Consider the following 16,423-nt stretch of genomic DNA (forward strand, 5'->3'; position numbering starts at 1 on the left):
TATGTGGGGCTGTCGAGCTACGACATCACCGGCAACAACACCAATCCCGTGCATGACGGAACTACCAGAAGCGCCCAGATCAACATAAGCTGTTCAGCGGGTACTTCACTCGGCGTCACGATGACCCACAGCGGCAATGCCGTGCAGGGCGGCTCGCTTGCCTATACGATCACGCCCAGCGTCTCGGGTGGCGCGACCACCAGCGCAACGTTGACCGCTGCCTTCACGCTGCCGAGCGGCATGACCTATTCGAGCGCCTCCGGCTCGGGCTGGAACTGCAGCGGGTCGGGCCAGTCGGGATCGTGCTCGCGGACGACCGCCTTCAGCGCGGGCTCCGGGCCGGCGATCACGTTGACCGCCAATTTTGCGAGTAATGCGTCGAGTCCGCTCACCCCCTCGGTCCAGCTGTCGGGTGGCGGCGCCGCGAATACCGCAACCGCATCCGACTCCACCGTGGTGGCGGCCACCCCCACGGTAACCTCGATCGCGCCCACGTCGGGATCGACGGCGGGCGGCACCAGCGTCGTGATCACCGGTACGAATCTGAGCGGTGCGTCCAGCGTGGTGTTCGGATCGACCGCGGCGACCTATACCGTCAACAGCGCCACGCGGATCACCGCCACCTCGCCGGCGGGCACCGGCACGGTGGACGTGCGCGTCACCACGGCCGGCGGCACGAGCGCGACCAGCGCAGCGGACCAATTCACCTATGTCTCGACCCCTGTGGCATCGGCCTACACCGCGCCGGCGGTCGCCTATGGCGCGACGGGCGCGACCTTCAGCCTTGCCGGGCAGGTGACGAACAGCCCCACCAGCTTCGCGGTGGGATCGGCGACGACCGCCAACGGCGGCACCGTCTCGATTAACAGTGCGGGGCTGGTCACCTATTCGGCCCCGGCCGGATATCGCGGAAACGACAGCTTCACCTACACCGCCAGCAACGGTGGCGGCACGTCCTCGCCCGCCACGGTGACGGTGCCGGTCAGCAATCCCACGCTGTCCGCCAGCCTGACCGGCAGCGGCACGCGCGGGACGGCACTCAGCGGCGTGCAGGTGGTCACCACCGGCGGCACCGCGCCCTATAGCTGCAGCACCACGCTCGCCTCGGGCGCGCTTCCTGCCGGCACCCAGCTCAACACCAACTGCACGATCACCGGCACGCCGACGGCAAGCGGCACGTTCAGCTTCACCGCGAACGTGACCGACAGCTCGCTGCCCTCGGGCTTCACCCAGGCGACCGGCAGCCTGTCGCTGGTCATCGCTTCGCCGACGCTGACGCTGTCGCCGGCGGCCGGGGCGCTTCCGGCCGCGACTGCCGGCACCAGCTATTCGCAAAGCTTCACCGCGGGCAGCGGCACCGCGCCTTACACCTATGCCGTCACGGCCGGCACCCTGCCGACGGGCCTGGTGCTTTCGGGAAGCACGGTCGCGGGCACGCCGAGCCAGACCGGCACGTTCAACTTCACCATCACCGCGACCGACAGCGCCTCGGCGGGCAGCGGCGGCCCCTATTCGGTCTCGAAGAGCTATTCGATCACCGTCGGCGCGCCGACCGTCACCTTGACGCCCACCTCGCTGACCGGCGCGACTGCCGGCATTGCGTACAGCCAGATGCTCACGGCGAGCGGCGGCGTCGCGCCCTACATCTATTCGATCACCGCCGGTACCTTGCCCGCAGGATTGACCCTCGCCAGCAACGGAACGCTGTCCGGCACGCCAAGTGCTGGCGGCACCTTCACCTTCACGGCAACCGCCACGGACAGCACGACCGGGGCAGGCGCGCCGTTCACCGGCAGCCGCGCCTATTCGCTGACGGTCGCCGCAGCGACGGTTACGATCGCTCCGGCGAGCCTTCCGGACGGGCGCGCGGCAGCGCCCTACAGCCAGACACTGACCGCGTCGGGCGGCAATGGCAGCTACACCTTCGCGGTCACCGCCGGCGCGCTGCCGCCGGGCTGGACTCTGTCGTCCAGCGGCGTGCTGTCCGGCACCGCCACGGCAAGCAACGCGTACAACTTCACGGTCACCGCCACCGACCAATCGACCGGCACGGGCGCCCCCTATAGCGGCAGCCGCGCCTATACGGTGTTCGTCAGCACGCCGGAGCTTGTGCTCACCAACCCAACCCTGTCGGCGATGGTCGGCCAGGCCTATAGCGGGAACTTCGTCGCGAGCGGCGGCACCGCGCCCTATACCTACACCCTGCACGCCGGCACGCTGCCGCCGGGGTTGACCCTCGCCAGCAACGGCACCTTGTCGGGTACGCCGACCGCGACGGGCACGTTCAACTTCAGCGTCGTCGCGCGGGACACGACCACGGGTACGGGCGCGCCCTATGGCGTGGGGGAGAATTACAACTTCACGGTCGGTGCGAGTGCGCCGCCGGTCGCCGGGGCGGTCAACGCCACCGTCGCCTATAATTCGTCGGCGAATTCGATCACGCTCGCCCTGTCGGGGACGGCCGCCACCAGCGTCGCCGTGGCGACGCCGCCGGCACATGGCACCGCCACGGTCAACGGCCTCGCCATCGAGTACACGCCGACGGCCGGCTATTTTGGCGCCGACAGCTTTACCTATACCGCCACCAATGCGGGGGGCACGTCGGCCCAGGCGACGGTGAGCATCACCGTCAGCACGCCCGCAGCGCCCACCGCCGCGGACCGCAGCGGCGTTGCGATCCCGTACAACAGCGCCGGCACCGCGATCGACCTCTCGACGTCGATCTCCGGCGTCCACACCAGCATCACCGTGGCGACCGCGCCCGCGCACGGCACGACGAGCGTGGCGGGCGACGTGGTCACCTACACCCCGGCTGCCGGCTATGACGGTGCGGACAGCTTCACCTATACGGCCACCGGCCCCGGCGGCACCTCGACTCCCGCGACCGTGGGTCTCGTGGTTGCAACGCCCGCGGCACCGACCGTCGCCGATCGCAGCGGCATCGAGGTACCGAATGGCAGCACCGGCACCGCGATCGATCTCAGCAGTTCGATCACGGGCGTGCACACCAGCATCGCGATCGCCACCGCGCCTGCGCACGGCACGACGAGCGTGGCGGGCAATGTGGTCACCTATACGCCGGCCACCGGCTATTCCGGCGCGGACAGCTTCACCTACACGGCCACCGGTCCGGGCGGGACCTCGGCGCCGGCAACGGTGAGCCTTACCGTTGCCGCGCCGGCGGTGCCGATCGTAGCCGGTCGCAGCCTGGCCGTGGACTATAACAGCCCCGGCACGCCGATCGATCTCGCCGCGTCCGTGACAGGCGCCTACACCAGCATCGCCGTTGCCAGCGCGCCGGCCCACGGTACCGCCACGGTATCGGGCAGCGTGATCACCTATATTCCGACGAAGGACTCGTTCGGGGCGGACAGCTTTACCTATACGGCTACCGGGCCAGGCGGCACGTCCACGCCCGCGACCGTCACCGTCACCGTCGCGACGCCGCCCCCGCCGGCTGCGGAACCGGGCAACAGCACCGTCCCCGCGGCCACCGCTGCGCAGCCCGGCGTCAACACGGAGATCGACCTGTCCTCGCTGGTCAACGGCAACTTCACGTCGATCGAGATCCAGACGCCGCCGTCGCATGGCACGCTGACGCTGCGGACCATCACCGCCTCCCCGAGCGGCGGGGTGCGTCCGCTGGCGGTGACCACGGTTACGGCGGTCTACACGCCGAACGTGAACTATTCCGGCCCAGACAGCTTCAGCTTCGTCGCGGTCGGGCCAGGCGGGCGGTCGGCACCCGCCGCCGTGACCATCCAGGTCGTCGCCGCGGTCCCGCAGGCGCTGCCCAAGACGGCTGAGACGGGCGACGGACAGCGCGTGTCGGTCGACCTGACCGCCGGTGCGCTCAACGGCCCGTTCACCGGCGCGGCGGTGGTGGGCATGACGCCGGCGGACGCGGCGGTCACCCAAGTGGTCGCCAGCGGCTCGGGCGCGACCCAGGCCTATCGCCTCGACATCGTTCCGGCGGCCCGCTTCGGCGGCAAGATCGTCATCCAATATACGTTGAGCAATGCCTTCGGCACGTCCGCGCCGGCGACGGTTACCGTCACGGTCGCCGCGCGCCCCGATCCGACGCTCGATCCCAATGTGCGCGCGCTCAGCGACGCACAGGCCGAAGCGGCGCGTCGCTTCGGGCGGACGCAAGTGGCGAACTTCATGCGCCGCACCGAGCAACTGCATAACGGCGGTGGATCGAGCAAGCCGCAGATGGGCGTCAGCCTCGCCTCGCGGGACCAGCATCCGATGATGCGCGACAACTCCGCCTTCGATGCGTACGCCTCGGCGATCACCGAGCGGATGCGCATGTCGGGCGAAGACCCCGCGCTGGGTGCCGTCGCCCGTACCCAGCCTTCGGCCATGAACGGCGGCGGCGCCCTCGGCATGGCGCCCGTGAACCCGCGGCGGGCGGCGATCGCGGGTTCGTCGGTCGGCACGGCCCCTGCCGCGCGTCCGACCGCCCAGGGCAGCGACGATGGCGATGGTGGTGACGGCACGCGCCGCAAGGGCTCCGTGGCCCTGTGGACCGGCGGCGCCATCGACATCGGCACCCAGGACGCGACCAGCGATCGTTCGAAGATCACCGCGACCACGTCCGGCCTCAGCACAGGCGCCGACATCAAGTTGGCCGAAGGCGTGCTCGTCGGCATCGGCGGCGGCTACAGCAACGATGTCAGCCGCATCAGCGGCGACAAGGCACGGGTCCGCAGCCAAAGCCGACTGGTCGCAGCCTATGCCAGCCTGATGCCCGTGGAGGGCGCCTTCATTGACGGCATGGTGGGCTTCGGCAACCTGAGCTTCACCACGCGCCGGCTGGAGAAGACGACGAACGCCACCGCGCTCGGCAGTCGCGACGGCAACTTCACCCTCGGCGCGCTGGCGCTCGGGATCGATCGGGAGGGCGGTCCGCTGCGCTGGTCGCTCTACGCGCGCGGGGAGTTCCTCCGGGCCAATCTCGACGGCTATGTGGAGAGCGGCGCCGGACGCATGGATCTGCGGTTCGACCATCGCGACGTCCATTCGCTGACCGGCACGCTCGGCGCGCGGCTCGAAACGGAGCGCCGCTATGGCGAGGTCACGATGACGCCGCGGCTGCGCTTCGAGTGGAACCACGAGCTCCAGGAAGCGGCCGCGCAGCGGCTCGACTATGCCGACATTCCCGGCCAGTCGCTCTACAGCATCAGCACCTTCGGCTGGTCGCGCAACCAGTACCAGCTCACCCTGGGCACGCGGATGGGACTGCCGCGCAACTGGACGGTCGATCTCGAGGGCGGGTATCGCGGCGGTGGGCAGGAAACCGCAGGAACGCTGCGCGTCGTGGTCGGGAAGGAGTTCTGACGCGGCGTAGCGATCGATGAACGATGCGTCGGTACGCCGCGTCGCCGGAAGAACGGCCGAGGGGCCGGGGCGGTCACCACGACCGCCCCGGTTCCTTATCCCCTGCGAAGCCCGTCAATCCGCAGCACCGGCACCGTGCCCAGCCCTGTGGGCAGCGTTACGGTAAGCCCCGAAGGCGACTGGCGGAACGGCACGTCCCCACCCCCCAGCAGTCGCGCCCGCGCCACCCGGCCCGCCTTCAGCCCCAGCGCCTGCACCGTCACGGGCGCGCTCGGCGCCTTGAGGAAGAACAGGTACAGCGCGTCGCCCTTGGTGGTGAAACGCACGTCCCGTTCGGTGAAGCCCTTAAAGCCATCCTCGTTCTGCATGCCCGCGGCGAGTTGGGTCGGTCCCTCGCCATAGACGCGCCACGGCCGGGTGCCGAACACCGCCTCGCCGTTGACCGCCATCCAGGCGCCGAGATCGTCGAGGATGCGCTCTTCCTCCGAATCGATCGACCCGTCGCCGCGCTGGGGTACTGAGAGCAGCAGATTGCCGTTCTTCGAGATCACGTCGGCCAGCCGCTGGAGCACGTCGCCCGCCGACTTGTAGCGCTTCTCGGTATAGAGGCTGCGCTTGTAGAACCAGTCGCCGAGGCAGGTGTCGGTCTGCCAAGGCTCGTCCCACAGCCGGTCGGCGAAGCCGCGCTCGACGTCCTGGACCAGCCCGAAACGCGCATAGGGCTTCAGCTGCTTGGCGTTGAGCACCACGTCGATCTTGCCGCTCCTGGCGATCGAGCGGTTGTAGTAATCGGCCGCCGCGGCCAGCCCGATGGGGCCGAAGGGCAGCTCGTAATCGTCGAAATAGCAGAGATCGGGCTGATATTTGGTGACGAGGTCGACCTGGCGCTGCAACCAGCGGGTCGCATAGGCGGCGTCGCCGGCCGGGCCATGCTCGACCCACTGGCCATCGTTATCCTCGTGCCACTTGCCCATCGCCTTCATCGTGTCGATGCCGTCCGGCGCGACGATGTGCTTGCCGGTGTAGAGCAGCTGCGGATCGAGCCCCTCCCACCATTTGCCCGCACCGTCCGCCTTGGTCAGGCGGAACGCATCGTAGCGCTCGCCCTTGCGCGCGCCTTCGGGGTCGTAACCATAGGCCGTCTGGAACCAGTGCCAGGCATGCGCCGCATGGTTGGAGACGCCAAAGCGCAGCCCGTGCGCGCGCGCCACCTTCTCCCAGGCGCCGACCACGTCGCGCTTCGGTCCCACGCGCAGGCTGTTCCAGCCGTGATGCGCGCTGTCATAGCAATCAAGATTGTCGTGGTGGCAGGCGAGCGACACGAAATATTTCGCGCCCGCCTTCACATAGCGCCGCATCAGCGCCTCGGGATCCCACCGCTCGGCGGTCCAGCGGTTCTGAACCTCCATGAAGCCGACATCGGCGGGATGGCCATAGGCCTTGCGATGGAAGTCCGAGGCCGGATGGCCCTGGATATACATGTGCCGCCCGTACCAGTCGCCCTGCTCGGGCACCGATTGCGGGCCCCAGTGCGACCAGATCCCGAACTTGGCGTCGCGAAACCAGTCCGGGTAGCGGTAGTTCGCCACCAGCGAGGGCCAGTTGCCCTGTACCGGCCCCTGTGCCGTCATCTGCGCCCGCGCCACCGCCGGCAGGGCGGCGAGCCCCGCCAACACCCCGCGACGCCGCCACCCTGATCCGATCATTGTTACCTCCGCTGAACCACGACAGTACCACCTTGATACCGCACTTCAGCGTCAAAGCTATTGTCATCGGTCACAGGCTTGCCGGCACTGACCCATTTCACCCGGAAGCTGCGCGTCGCGGGCATGCCGGCCCAGCCCTTGCCTTCACGTGCGCCGATGGTGAGCGTGCCGGCCTTGTCGTCCCAGGTCAGCGGAATACGGCTGAACGCGCCCGCTTTATACTGCGCACTGCGACCGTCATCCTCGTAGAGCGAGAAGGCCCCGTTGGCGCCGGTATAGACGGTGATCGTCAGCGGCGCGTCCGGCTGCTGGTCGACATATTGCGTCACCGGCCCCATCGGCACGATTGCGCCGGCGCGGACGAACAGCGGCATCCGCTCGGCGGGCGCAGCAATCCCCGCGACGGTGCCGCCGCGATAGGTCTTGGCCGTGGCGAAGTCGTACCAGGTGCCGGTGCCGGGGAAGTAGACGGTGCGGCTGCGCGCCTTGTATTCGGTCACCGGCGCGACGAGGAAGGCATCGCCGAACAGATACTGGTCGTCGATCCGCCGGGCCTTGGTATCGGCCGGATAGTCCATCACCAGCCCGCGCATGATGCTGCCGTCCTTCCAATAGGCATCGGCACCGAGCGTGTAGATGTAGGGCATCAGCCGGTAGCGGAGCTGGTCATACCAGACCATCGACGCGCGCATCGGCGAGCCCTCGGGCGAAATCTGATATATCTCGCGGAACGGCGCCTCGCCATGGCTGCGGAACAGCGGGCTGAACGCGCCGAACTGGAACCAGCGCAGGTTGAGCTCGCGCCACTCCGCCAGATCCTCGGGCGTCGGGTTCTTCGCCTCGTAGCGCGGCTCGACCGCGAAGCCGCCGATGTCATGCGTCCAGTTGGGCAGGCCCGACATGGCGGTGTTCACCCCCGCCGAGATCTGCGCGCGCAGATCATACCAGCGCGTCGCGACATCGCCCGACCAGACCGCGGCGCCATAGCGCTGCAGTCCGCCAAAGCCCGAGCGGGTGAGCAGGAACGGCCGCACATCGGGCTTGAAGCCCTGCCACCCCTCGAAAAACGCCCGCGCATTCATCAGCGGGTAGCTGTTGAAATATTGCGCGGCGGGTCCGATCGCGGTCGGCCCCATCGTGTCGATCCGCTCCTCGATCGAGAGGTTGGAGTGCATGTCGGGCTCGCTGGCGTCGGCCCACCAGGCGTCGGTGCCGAGCACGGCCAGCTTCGCCTGCACCTGTTTCCAGAAGATCCGCCGTCCCTCGGCCGAATAGGGATCGTAGAAGGTGTTGGCATAGCCGGGGCCGACCCAGTCCTTGTTCCCCTGGCGCAGATTGCCCTGATAGGCCGCGCCCGCCGCGTTCAGCTCCTTGTAGTTCTCGGTCGTCGGATAGAATTTCGGCCAGACCGAGATCATGAACTGCGCGTGCTGGGCGTGGACCTTGTCGATCATCGCCTTGGGATCGGGGAAGCGGGTGGGATCGAAGGCGTGGCTGCCCCAGTCGTCGTCGCGCCAATAGCGCCAGTCGAGCACGACATTGTCGATCGGGATGTTCCGCGAACGATATTTGTCCACCACCCCGGTCACTTCGTCGGCGGTGTTGTAGCGCTGGCGCGACTGCCAGAAGCCATAGACCCATTTGGGCATCATCTCGGCCTTGCCGGTCAGCTGGCGATAGCCGGCGATCGCGCCGTCCATCGTCTCGGCAGACACGAACCAGTAGTTCTTCGCCTGGCCCACCTCGCTGGTGAACCACACCGAGTGGCGGTCCTGCGCGGGCAGCGGATCATTGTGGAGCAGCGCCATATAGCCGGCGTTCGGCTCCCACTCGATACGGATCCTGACCGGCTTGCCCTGGACCATCGGCAGGTCGAAATTGGCGTACCAGGGGTTCCAGTTCTGCCGCCAGCGATCGAGCACCAGCTTACCGTCGGCATAGACCTTGTAATAGCTCGAACCGTAGAGCTGGAACTTGTGGGTGCCGGTCACCTCCGGCTGGACGTCGCCGGTCCACACCACCGTCTGCTTCTGCACCGCATTGCCCGCGGTGTTCTGCCCGCCGGTCGCCGCGACTGTGCGCGCCTTGGCCGCCTCGGGCCAGTTCTTCTGGTCCTTGATATATTGGTAGGCGATCGTCGCTTCCTGGCGCGAGACCGCCCGCTTGCCGTCGAGGAAATAGTCCGCCTTCCAGCCGGGCTTGCCGTCGCTAGTCACCTTCATCCCCTCGCCCACCGGCGTATAGGGCTTGGGATTGCCGAAGCGGGTGATGCTCGCATTGTCCCAGAGCAGCCCGTAGCTGCGCGTCGAGACGAGGAAGGGCACGCCGATATCCATATTGTGCTGGGCGAGTTCGACGTCCTCGCCGTTGTAGTTCATCTGCGCATTCTGGTGCTGGCCGAGCCCGTACAGCCCCTCATCGCTGCCGCGGTTGAACTGCTGGCTGACGGAGACGAAGCGCTTCTCCTCCACCGTCACCGGCCGGAACGCAGCCTGGCCGGATTCGGCGAGCAATTCGCGCCCTTTGGCATCGGTGAAGCGCACCTGGCCCGTCGCGATTTCAACATCGGCGGTGGCCCGCTTGGCATTGACCAGAACATGGCCGTTGGCGCTGCTGACCTCGAAGGCGCCGGGCGCGGGCGGGTTGGGCGCCATCAGGCTGGGGGCGAGCGTGCCGGTATCGACGCCCCTGGGCAGCGCCACGACATGGAAGATGCCGTCGCCGTGCACCGTCACTTCCACCTTTGCCACACTGCCGCCGCTGGGCGTGACGACCACACCGCTATCGCTACGGGTGTAGCCCTGTTCCTGCGCCGCCTGCGCCACGCCGATTGCACTGCTCGCCAGCAGCGCCGCCATCCACACCCGCTTCATGCACGTCTCTCCCTTGGTCTTGTTGGCACCCAGCGCCCGCGCCGCGAGTGCCATCGCCCTCCGGCAGCGTCCACCCAGGCGTGGTCGTAGAGCGCGGCGCGCCCCTTTTCGGCTCGGTTGCGCGGCGCCGATGATTCTGCAACCAAGGGTAGCGTTACCAGAATCAGAAGCAAATCACCGCGGGGGCTGGATTTTCAGCGGGGATTGCTGGGCCGCAAAGGAGAGGAAGTCCGTGTTCGAAGACCTGACGCGTCGAACGATGCTCACCGGCATGGCCGCCACCGCGACGCTCGCCGCGCTCCCCGCCGGCGCGGCGGACGCGGACGAGGTGCTGCCGCTCTGGCCCGGCTCGCCCCCCGGTGCGCCCTCCCCGCTGCCCAAACCGAGCACCGAGCAGCGCTCCAAGGATCCCGCCGCGCCCGATCGCTGGCTGCGCGGGATCGAGCGCCCCTCACTCACCGTGCGCCGCGCGGCGAACCCCAACGGCACCGCGATAATGCTCATGCCGGGCGGCGGCTATGGCTTCCTCGCCATCGACAATGAGGGCGAGGAGCAGGCGCGCTGGCTCAATGCGCAGGGCATCACCGCCTTCATCCTCCGCTACCGCATCCCCACCGATGGCTGGGCCAACCGCGCGACCGTACCGCTCGCCGACGCCCAGCGCGGGCTGCGGCTGATCCGCGCTTCGGCCAAGCGCTACGGCGTCGATCCGGCGAAGCTGCTGGTGATCGGCTTCTCCGCCGGCGGCCACCTCGCCGGCAGCCTGGCGACCCGCCATGCCGAGCGCGTCTACGCCCCCGTCGACGCCGCCGACCAGCTCTCCGCCCGCCCCGACCTGGCCGGACTGATCTACCCGGTGGTGAGCATGAGCGCGCCCTTCACCCATCTCGGCTCGCGCGACCAGCTGTTCGGCCCCGGCGCCGATCCCAAGGCGCTCGACGCCGCCTCGGTGGAGAAGCGCGTCACCGCCGACACCCCGCCGATCTTCCTCACCCATGCCAGCGACGACGGGCTGGTGCCGATCGAGAACAGCATCGCGCTCTACCAGGCGATGCTCGCGGCCAAGCGCCCGGGCGAACTGCATGCGTTCGACCAGGGCGGGCACGGCTTCGGCGTGCGCCTGCCGAAGACGGTGCCGGCCTCGGCCTGGCCGACCTTGTTCGCCGCCTATGCGCGGCGGCTGGGATTGCTGACGGGCTGAGCGCAACGATCCGTGCGCCGAAGCGTCTTTTCGTTACAAATCAACGAGGAGGCGCTGCATGGACCCGAGAACCGAACCCGTCGAGAAGCGCGCCCGTAAGGGGCTCGGTGCCGTCGCGCTGATCATATTGGCGATCATCGCGACGGTGTTCGTCGGCTACAACATCTATTACGCCGTCACGCCGGGCTGACGCCCGCCGCCTCAGACCTCCATCGTGCGGGCGCGGCGGCGGCGGACCGGGCTGGCGACCGAGAGGCTGGGCACCACCGGCGCCTCGCCCCGGTCGAACCAGCCGAGCGCCGAGGAGATCGCCGTTGCCGTGCTCCGCAGCAGCGCCAGCGCCTCTTCCTGCGAGACATGCGGGGCATCGTCGATCGCGGCGAGGAACGGGATGGTCAGCGCCGCGACGACATGGCCGTCGAAGCCGAAGATCGGGCAGCTCATGTCCGACACCCCCGCCATCCGCGCGCTGGGGATCGATTCATAGCCCTTGGCGCGAACCTCGGCGAGCCGATCCAGCAGCCCCTTGGGCAGCCCCTTCGGATACAGCGCCGCGCGCCGCTCTTCGTCCATCGCCGAGAGCAGCACATGGCCCGAACAGCTGGTCAGCAGGTCGATTTCGGTGCCGAGCCGCACGGCGAAGCCGGTAGTGCCGGGGCTCTCCTGCCGCGCGACGATCAACCCGCGCGTGCCGTTGACCACCACCAGATGGCAGGATTGCACCGTCGCCGCCGCCAGACTGTGCATCAGCGGCGTGGCGACATGGGTGAGCTCCTGCGCCGGCGTCGCGCGGTGGGCGATTTCCAGCACGCGATAGGTCACCCGGTAGCGATCGCTGGCCCCATCCTTGTGCAGCCAGCCCCGCCGATCGAGCACGACGATGATTCGGAACAGCTCGCTGATCGATCGCCCCAGCCGCTGCGCGATCTCGCTGATCGTCAGCCCCTGCGGCTCGCTGCCGAGCAGTTCGATCACGTCGATCGCCTTCTCCAGCGCGGGGGCGGCATAAGCGGGCGATTTGTCGGCCGAAGCGGCGGGTGCATTCTCGGTCATGGCGACTAGGCTAGCCAATGCGACGAGCGGTGTCATGCCACTTGCGAACAATCGCGGCTTGCGCCTAAGAATGTGAAAGTCATTTTGACCTATGAAAACGTTCTGAAGGAGTTGGGGAGGCGATGCGTTTCGGCAACAAGACCGCGCTGGTGACCGCGGCAGGGCACGGCATCGGCCGCGCGACTGCGCTGCGGCTGCGCGATGAGGGCGCCAAGGTGTTCGCGCTCGACCGCGACGCTGCCGCGCTTGCGACGCTCGACGGTATTGAGCCGGTGGTGCTCGATCTGCTCGATGCCGACGCCATCGCCGCGCTTCCCGAGACGATCGGCCAGGTCGACGTGCTCGCCAACATCGCCGGTTTCGTCGCGGCAGGGTCGATCCTCGACGGGACCGATGCCGACTGGATGCTGTCCTTCGACCTCAACGTCCATGCGATGCACCGCATGATCCGCGCCTTCCTGCCCGGCATGCTGGCGAAGGGCAGCGGCGCGATCGTCAACATGTCGTCCATTGCATCGAGCGTGAAGGGCATTCCCAACCGCCACGCCTATGGCGCCTCCAAGGCAGCGGTGATCGGCCTGACCAAGTCCGTCGCGGCAGATTTCGTCGCCAAGGGCATCCGCTGCAATGCGGTCTGCCCCGGCACCGTGGACACGCCCAGCCTCCGACAGCGGGTCGCCGAACAGGCCGCGCAGCAGGGCATCGCAGTCGAGGAAGCGCATGCCGCCTTCGTCGCGCGCCAGCCGATGGGTCGGCTCGGCCAGGAAGACGAGATCGCGGCGCTGATCTGCTATCTCGCCAGCGACGAGGCCAGCTTCACCACCGGTGCAGTGCATGTGATCGACGGCGGGTGGGTGAACTGATGACGATGCACGCCCGTATCACCGGCCTGCGCACGGTCGACCTGCGCTTCCCGACCAGCGCCTCGCTCGACGGCTCCGACGCGATGAACCCGGACCCCGATTATTCGGCGGCCTATGTCATCCTCGAAACCGACGTCCCCGGCCTCGAAGGCCATGGCCTCACCTTCACGATCGGCCGCGGCAACGACATCTGCGTCGCCGCGATCGAGGCGATGCGCCATCTGGTGATCGGCCTCGACCTCGCCTGGATCGCCGAGGAGCCCGCGCGCATGTGGCGGCACCTCACCGGCGACAGCCAGTTGCGGTGGATCGGCCCGGACAAGGGCGCGATGCACCTCGCCACAGGCGCGGTGGTCAACGCGATCTGGGACCTCTGGGCCAAGGCCGAGGGCAAGCCGGTGTGGAAGCTGGTCGCCGACATGACGCCCGAACAACTCGTCCGCGCGATCGACTTCCGCTACCTCACCGACGCGATCACGCCCGAGCAGGCGCTGACCCTGCTCACCGAGCGCGCCGCCGGCAAGGCAGAGCGCGTCGCCACGCTCGAGGCGAACGGCTATCCCTGCTACACCACGTCTGCGGGTTGGCTGGGCTATCCGGACGAGAAACTGCGGCGCCTCGCGCAGGAAGCGGTCGACGCAGGCTTCCACCATGTCAAGCTCAAGGTCGGTCGCGACCTGGAGGATGATATCCGCCGCGTCCGCATCGCCCGCGAGGTGCTCGGCCCCGATCGCAAGCTGATGATCGATGCCAACCAGGTCTGGGAAGTCGGCCAGGCGATCGAATGGGTCAACGCGCTTGCCTTCGCCAAGCCCTGGTTCATCGAGGAGCCGACCAGCCCCGACGACGTGCTCGGCCACAAGGCGATCCGCGATGGGATCGGCCAGGTGCAGGTCGCGACCGGCGAGATGTGCCAGAACCGCATCCTGTTCAAACAGTTCATGAGCGTCGGCGCGGTCGACGTGATTCAGCTCGACGCCTGCCGCATCGGCGGGGTGAACGAGGCGCTGGCGGTGCTGCTGCTCGCCGCGCGCTACGGCCTGCCGGTATGCCCGCATGCCGGCGGCGTGGGGCTGTGCGAATACGTCCAGCACTTGTCGATGATCGACTATCTGTGCTTTGCCGGCACCATGGACGGCAGGGTCATCGAATATGTGGATCATCTCCATGAACATTTCCTCGAGCCCTGCGTGATCAAGGACGCGGCCTATATGCCGCCGCAGCGCCCCGGCTATTCGATCGAGATGAAGCCCGAGACGCTCGTCCAATATCGGTTCGGCGCATGAACCTGGGGCTCGCCGGCAAGGTCGTGATCGTCACCGGCGGTTCGTCGGGGATCGGCGCGGCCATTGCCGCCGGGCTGGCGCGCGAAGGCGCCCGGCCCGCCATCATCTCGCGCGAACCGCCGCGGCCGAATCTGGTCGCGCAGCTGGGCGAGGACTGGCTGTTCCACCCCTGCGAGCTGGCCGAGGACGACGCCGTAGTCGCCGCGGTCGACGCGGTGGCGGCGCGCTTCGGGCGGATCGACGGGCTGGTCAACAATGCGGGGCTGAACGACAATCTCGGCTTCGAGGCGACCCCGGCGCAATTCCGCGCCTCGCTCGACATCAACCTCGTCCATTATTTCGGCATGGCCCGCGCCGCGCTTCCGCACCTCAAGGCGGCACACGGCGCGATCGTCAATATCGGCTCGAAGACCTCGATCACCGGCCAGGGCCGTACCAGCGCCTATGCCGCCGCCAAGGGCGCGGTGCTGGCGCTGACCCGCGAATGGGCAGTGGCGCTGCGCGGCGACGGCATCCGGGTCAATGCGATCGTGCCGGCCGAGGTCGAGACCCCTGCCTATGCCGAATGGCTGAAGAGCTTCGACGACCCCGTCGCACGGCGCGAGGAAATCGAGCGCCGGGTGCCGTTCGGCCACCGCTTCACCACGCCGGAAGAGATCGCCGACACCGCGCTGTTCCTGCTTTCCGAGCGGGCCAGCCACACCACCGGCCAGTGGCTGTTCGTCGACGGCGGCTACACGCATCTGGACCGCGCCATCGAATGACCCCAACAGGGGCGTCGCACCAAGGAGAGGACCCATGGCCAGCAAGGCCGGACGCTACACCCCAGCCATCATCCTGACGGTCTCGCTGTTCTTCCTGTGGGGAATGGCGAACAACCTCAACGACATCCTGATCGCGCATTTCCGCCGCGCCTTCACGCTGAGCGATTTCGAGACCAGCTTCGTCCAGCAGGCCTTCTACATGGGCTATTTCCTGCTCGCGACGCCGGCGGCGATGCTCGCGCGGCGACGAGGCTACAAGGCGGCGATCGTGACGGGGCTGACGCTGTACGCGATCGGCGCACTGCTCTTCTATCCGGCGACGCATTTCGGCGAATATCGCTGGTTCCTCGCCGCGCTGTTCGTGATCGCCTGCGGTCTCGCGTTCCTCGAGACCTCGGCCAGCCCGCTGATCGCCGAGCTCGGCAGCCCCGAAGGCGCCGCGCGCCGGCTGAACTTCGCCCAGGCGGCCAACCCGCTCGGCACGATCTTCGGCGTGCTGGTGGGGAAATATTTCATCCTTTCGAGCTTCGCGCAGGACGACAAGGCACTCGCCGCCATGTCCGCCGCCCAGCGGACCGCGACGCTGCGCGGCGAACTCGCCTCGGTGCAGACGCCCTATCTGGTGATCGGCCTGGTCGTCCTCGCCTTCGCGATCGCCGCCGCGCTGATTGCCTTCCCGGACAACCGCCGCGACGGCGACGCCCCCGCGGTGCCGACGGGCAAGGCCCTCGGCACCGTGCTGCGCGACCGGACGCTGCTGTTCGCGGTGGTGGCGCAGTTCTTCTACGTCGGCGCGCAGGTGGGGCTGTGGAGCTACACGATCCGCTACGCCCAGGTGAACCTGCCCGGCCTCACCGAGCAGGGCGCGGCCGACTATCTGTTCGCCAGCCTGGTGCTGTTCGGCATCGGCCGCTTCGTCGGCGCGGCGATGCTCGGCAAGGTCTCGGCGCCGCAGCTGCTGGTGGTGTTCTCGGGGCTCTCGGCCGCGCTGACCGTGGCGGCGGTGTTCGTCGGCGGCACGACCGGGCTCTACGCGCTGGTGGCGGCGAGCTTCTTCATGTCGATCCAGTTCCCGACGATCTTCGCGATCGGCATCGGCGGGCTGGGCCCGCTCAAGCAGATCGGCGCCTCGCTGATCGTGATGGCGATCATCGGCGGCGCGGTGCTGACCGCGGCGATGGGGCATCTGTCTGACCTGGCGGGGATCAACCTGGCGCTGCTGGTGCCGGCGGTGGCGTTCCTGGTGGTGCTCGCCTTCGGGGCGCGCGCGACGGGGGCGGCTGGGGAAGTGGCGTTCGCAGTGGCGGGGCATTGAGAAAATGGTAAAAGCCCCT

Annotated in this window: 10 protein-coding genes; 7 read left to right on the forward strand and 3 right to left on the reverse strand. The window is 68.3% G+C overall.

Translation table 11 applies throughout. The features are described from left to right. Positions 1–120 precede the first annotated feature (120 nt). Positions 121–5,343, forward strand: coding sequence for an Ig-like domain-containing protein (locus tag ABIC35_RS11160; RefSeq protein ID WP_183049306.1), 5,223 nt, complete (start codon positions 121–123; stop codon positions 5,341–5,343). A gap of 95 nt (positions 5,344–5,438) precedes the next feature. On the opposite strand, the gene ABIC35_RS11165 is transcribed toward ABIC35_RS11160, so the two are convergent. Beyond that, on the reverse strand, positions 5,439–7,049 hold the full coding sequence (locus ABIC35_RS11165; protein WP_121073973.1) for an alpha-L-fucosidase: 1,611 nt from the start codon (positions 7,047–7,049) through the stop codon (positions 5,439–5,441). Between the two features lie 2 nt (positions 7,050–7,051). Continuing rightward, complete coding sequence (locus tag ABIC35_RS11170; RefSeq protein WP_354278436.1) at positions 7,052–9,976, reverse strand: glycoside hydrolase family 31 protein; 2,925 nt, start codon at positions 9,974–9,976, stop codon at positions 7,052–7,054. 217 nt (positions 9,977–10,193) lie between these two features. Between ABIC35_RS11170 and ABIC35_RS11175 the strand changes: the two genes are divergently transcribed. Both ABIC35_RS11175 and ABIC35_RS11180 read left to right on the forward strand, forming a co-directional pair. Further along, positions 10,194–11,123: an alpha/beta hydrolase gene (locus ABIC35_RS11175; RefSeq protein ID WP_183049476.1), complete on the forward strand. Its 930-nt coding sequence runs from the start codon at positions 10,194–10,196 to the stop codon at positions 11,121–11,123. Positions 11,124–11,181: 58 nt separating this feature from the next. Continuing rightward, positions 11,182–11,313 carry a hypothetical protein gene (locus ABIC35_RS11180; protein WP_354278437.1) on the forward strand — a complete coding sequence of 44 codons (132 nt, stop codon included), beginning with the start codon at positions 11,182–11,184 and terminating at the stop codon, positions 11,311–11,313. Between the two features lie 11 nt (positions 11,314–11,324). Here the strand turns inward: ABIC35_RS11180 and ABIC35_RS11185 are convergent, their stop codons facing one another. Then, complete coding sequence (locus ABIC35_RS11185) at positions 11,325–12,176, reverse strand: IclR family transcriptional regulator (RefSeq protein WP_121073970.1); 852 nt, start codon at positions 12,174–12,176, stop codon at positions 11,325–11,327. Between the two features lie 122 nt (positions 12,177–12,298). Here ABIC35_RS11185 and ABIC35_RS11190 point away from each other — a divergent pair, with 122 nt between their 5' ends. From ABIC35_RS11190 to fucP, 4 genes are read left to right on the forward strand one after another with little or no spacing between them, the layout of a single operon-like run. Beyond that, on the forward strand, positions 12,299–13,039 hold the full coding sequence (locus ABIC35_RS11190; protein ID WP_121073967.1) for an SDR family oxidoreductase: 741 nt from the start codon (positions 12,299–12,301) through the stop codon (positions 13,037–13,039). Then, positions 13,039–14,325 (forward strand): L-fuconate dehydratase, encoded by a 1,287-nt coding sequence (locus ABIC35_RS11195; protein WP_121073964.1) that lies wholly within the window; start codon positions 13,039–13,041, stop codon positions 14,323–14,325. Before ABIC35_RS11190 ends, ABIC35_RS11195 begins: the two co-directional genes overlap by 1 nt. Next, a complete protein-coding gene (locus ABIC35_RS11200) occupies positions 14,322–15,089 on the forward strand; it encodes an SDR family oxidoreductase (protein ID WP_121073961.1) in 768 nt (255 codons plus the stop codon). Before ABIC35_RS11195 ends, ABIC35_RS11200 begins: the two co-directional genes overlap by 4 nt. 34 nt (positions 15,090–15,123) lie before the next feature. Next, positions 15,124–16,404: an L-fucose:H+ symporter permease gene (gene fucP / locus ABIC35_RS11205; RefSeq protein ID WP_121073960.1), complete on the forward strand. Its 1,281-nt coding sequence runs from the start codon at positions 15,124–15,126 to the stop codon at positions 16,402–16,404. The last annotated feature ends 19 nt before the right edge of the window (positions 16,405–16,423 follow it).

Source organism: Sphingomonas trueperi (assembly GCF_040545965.1).
Lineage (GTDB): Bacteria > Pseudomonadota > Alphaproteobacteria > Sphingomonadales > Sphingomonadaceae > Sphingomonas > Sphingomonas trueperi_C.